The following is a 2028-nucleotide window of genomic DNA, read 5'->3' on the forward strand; positions in this document are numbered from 1 at the left end:
TCTGTATCCGCCCGGCCGGCGATATGGATGTTCCACTCCCGGTCCCCCTCGGGGATGGTAAAACTCACCCGCTCCCCATCATAGGAGAGGCTTTCCTCCAGCGCCTCTAACGCCTCCATGTCGGTCATGGCCGGCCGCCCCTCACAGGCCACCAGCCCGCCTACCAAGGCCAGCACCGCCAGGGCGGCGCAGGCCAGCAGGCGGCCCCGCTTCTTTTTCACAAACAGATTGGTCAGCCGGTCCTTCATGGCCTGCTTGCTCCCGCCGAAGCGGCTGGACAGGGTGGGACCGGGTTTCTCCTCCGCCGTGGACAGGAGGAGCTCCCCGTATTTCCGGCGGAAGGCGGCGTCCCGGCCTGCCGCCACGTCGTCGTCACAGCACAGCTCCAGGTTTTCGCTGGCCGCCCGGCTCATCCACCACACCAGGGGGTTGAACCAGTGGAGCCAGCAGGCGGCCACCAGCAGGGCCTTGTAGGCCAGATCCAGCCGCTTCAGGTGGGTGAGCTCGTGGCACAGCACCACCTCGTCCACCGCCTGGCCCTCCGGCAGCAGGAGCACCGGGCGAAGGAGGCCCAGCACCATGGGGGTGCGGACCTGCCTGCTCCGGCGGACCAGGACCGCCCGCTTCAAGCCCAGGCTGGCTGCCGTCTGCCCTGCCTGCGCCTCCGCCTCCAAGTCAGGCCGGGCGTCTCGCAGCAGCCGCCGGCGGGCCAGCAGATACCCGCCTCCCTGCACCAGGGCCGCCGCCAGCGCGCCAAAGAGCCACAGGGCGGACAGCAGAGCGGTGACGGGAATGGTTCGGACCGCCGAAGCCGCCGCAGGGGCCGTCTGGCCGACCACAGCCGATGGCTCCTCTATTTGGGCTCCAGCGGGCAGATTGGCGGATGGCGTACGAGCTGGGAGGGCCACTTGATAGCTGGGGGCCTCTACCGTCACCGCCGGCTCGGGCAGGGAGAGGTCCACCGGGACCACCAGCCGCAGGGCCAGAATGAGCCAGACCACATACAGGGCCTTGGCCCGCACATGCTGCCGCAGCCAGCCCTTTCCCACCAGCAGGGGAACCAGCACCGCCGAGCAGGTCAGAGAGATCCAGACCACACGCAGAAACAGCGCTTCCATTTACTGTCCCTCCTTTCCCTCCAGCTCCTCCAGATAGGCCCGCAGCTCCTCCACATCCGACTTGTCCAGCGCGCCCCCGTCGTGGAGGGCGGCGGCAAATCGTTTCAGGGAGCCCTCGTACAGCTTGCCCAGAATGGTCTTTCCCTCCTGGCGCTGGTATTCCTCCCGGCTCACCAGGGGGGTGTACCGGTTGGTCTTGCCCTCCTTGGTGCAGGTGAGGTAGCCTTTGTCCTCCAGCCGTTTCAGATAGCTGTGCAGCGCGCTGGCGGTGAGGGGGCGCTCCAGCCGCTCCAGAATGGCCGGAGCGGCGGCCTGGTCCCCCAGGTCCCAGATGACCAGCATGATGTCCAGCTCCGATTCGGGCAGGCGGGGGTGGTCCTTCATAGCAGTCGCCTCCAAATTTTTGCATTTGCAGAACTTCTAAGAATAGTCTACATTTGCAGAAGTTAGTTGTCAAGAGCAGGTTTGTGATTTGATGAAAAGAAAAGCACAGCCGCCCGGTTAGGCGGCTGTGCGCAGGCCCTACGAGATATGTGGGACCTTTTGAGAACGCGGTAGGGGAGGGGCTTGCCCCTCCCGCCGGTAATGGGAAATCTCCCGTGAACAGGCGGGCTGCTGAGAGGAAATACACGAGGGGCTCCGGTATGCCGTAGGGGCGGATGTCCTCATCCGCCCGCCGATGACGAGAGATTTCCATAAATGTGCGGGGTCGGCCCCTGCGGAATACACGAGGGGTTCTGGTATGCCGTAGGGGCGGCACACTGGGCCGCCCGTCACTGGCGCTGTGTGAAAGGACAGGAAAAAGCAAAGCCGCCCCAATGGGCGGCTTTGCTCAGTCTGTCAAAGAACTCCTGTTTTCAAGAGATGAAAACAGGGATTTTGTAAGAAAAAGGGAAAAGAAAAGTGAAGG

2 protein-coding genes are annotated in these 2028 nt (G+C 64.3%); both read right to left on the minus strand.

The genetic code is table 11. The features are described from left to right. A partial coding sequence (locus H6B31_RS16525) for a M56 family metallopeptidase (protein ID WP_204899498.1) occupies window positions 1–1118 on the minus strand: 1118 nt, incomplete at its 3' end. Further along, complete coding sequence (locus H6B31_RS16530; RefSeq protein ID WP_204899499.1) at window positions 1119–1502, minus strand: BlaI/MecI/CopY family transcriptional regulator; 384 nt, start codon at window positions 1500–1502, stop codon at window positions 1119–1121. Between the last annotated feature and the right edge of the window lie 526 nt (window positions 1503–2028).

Origin of the sequence: Pseudoflavonifractor capillosus, assembly GCF_016899775.1 — a bacterium.
Classification (GTDB): Bacteria; Bacillota; Clostridia; order Oscillospirales; family Oscillospiraceae; genus Lawsonibacter.

Coding starts and splice junctions, on each gene's coding strand:
- H6B31_RS16530 (WP_204899499.1), bottom strand. CDS start 1,502: ATGAAGGACCACCCCCGCCTGCCCGAATCGGAGCTGGACATCATGCTG.